General features: G+C 38.9%; 1 protein-coding gene and 1 pseudogene. Both read right to left on the reverse strand.

Annotated elements, in window-relative coordinates:
* Positions 1 to 403: 403 nt before the first annotated feature.
* Positions 404 to 1,318 (reverse strand): nuclease-related domain-containing protein, encoded by a 915-nt coding sequence (locus ACEN3Z_RS11780; RefSeq protein ID WP_407090969.1) that lies wholly within the window; start codon positions 1,316 to 1,318, stop codon positions 404 to 406.
* 96 nt (positions 1,319 to 1,414) lie between these two features.
* A pseudogene (locus ACEN3Z_RS11785) lies at positions 1,415 to 1,581 on the reverse strand (IS30 family transposase); the annotation flags it as partial.

Consider the following 1,581-nt stretch of genomic DNA (forward strand, 5'->3'; position numbering starts at 1 on the left):
ATTTCCACGAAAATTGGGAAAATAACGCTCGGACATTCTTACAAGTGTAATGTGCATGATGACCAGATGATATAACTACATTGAGACTTTTACACAAGATTATGGACTTGACACAAACCGCATTCTCATTTGGCTTGAGTTGAGCTAACTCAGGGCAAACCGCAATTCCATTTGGCTTAAGTTGAGCTAACTCAGGACAAACCGTAATCCATTTGGCTTGAGCTGAGCTAACTTAGGACAAACCGCAATCTCATTTGGCTTGAGTTAGCCGAACTAGAGACAAACCGCAACTCCATTTGCCTTGAGTTGGCCGAACTCAAGACAAACCGCAACTCCATTTGGCTTGAGTTGACCGAACTTGAGACAAACCGCAACTCCATTTGGCTCCAGACGACCCACTATCTCATATTTGAATATCATAATACAAGCTACTCGTCGCACCAATTATCTTATATCGACTTGTTAGGGCTCTAGAAATTGTTCGTTCGCTGATTAACTTACCACAAAACTCATAGATATTACGTCGTGTCAGCATTTCCGGGTGGTCGTAATACAAATAGCGTAATTGATAAGCGGTTCGCAGTGCTGCTTCGTGCTTATGTTCGGTTGTTAAGCAGCTACGACACTTTATGCTTTTATACTTAGATTGCGTTTCAAAACTTCCGCATGCTTTACAAGTAATACCTTTTCGCAATTCAGCAAACGATTCAAGCGGCAATGATTTCGGTACAAAAGGCGACGTTGCTTGATGTTTTTTCAAAACTCGAGACACACGATCGAGCTTTTGGTTCGATAGGGGGTAATCATTTCTTTCGCGAAAATTTCGTATAAATCGCTGCAATTGATTACGCATAACAACATCGAATTCATTACCATTTTCCAATCGCACATCACTATGCTCATTAATAAACACCATCGCGCCAACTACTTTTATCTCAGAGCTCACTTCGGCAGCAATGTGGCGTATCCGATTCAACCGATGATTCATTTTCGCAACTTGATCGTCACTCATCAAACGCCCGTTAATATAACATTCTCTATCCTTATACTCAAAAAGACCATGATAATTTTTCACCTCTATAACAAGCCACTCCTGTTCAGAAATCACTAACATATCCGCTTCCATGAGCTTGCCGTGATTAAACCAATAATTCGAAACATAATGCCAATGCTCACTGCCGTACTTTTTGAACCACTCCAATTGCTCATTCTCTCCTCGAAAGCCCTGCTCTAAATTATAAAACTCTTTCTCCATCTCTTTACTTAAAAGTGCTTCACGATTTCCACAAATTAATAACTGTTCCAACTTTTTACTCATTTAAAATTTTCACCTCCATATATAGATACGTAAAAAACACTGAATTCCATTTTTATTTTTTGTTGAATTGCAATAATTATTGCGACAATTTTTTATTTACTCAATTAATAAGAGTTCGTGTAAAAATACTTCCAAGGGTGTTTGGTAATCTAAGCATTTCCTAGGACGATTATTCATTAACCACAAAGCTTGGTTGAGTTCTTGGGAAATCACTCTAGCGAGGTCTGTTTTCTTAGGAAAAAACTCACGCAGTAAACCGTTAG

The sequence above is a fragment of the Ruoffia sp. FAM 26254 genome (assembly GCF_045528545.1).
Classification (GTDB): domain Bacteria; phylum Bacillota; class Bacilli; order Lactobacillales; family Aerococcaceae; genus Ruoffia; species Ruoffia halotolerans.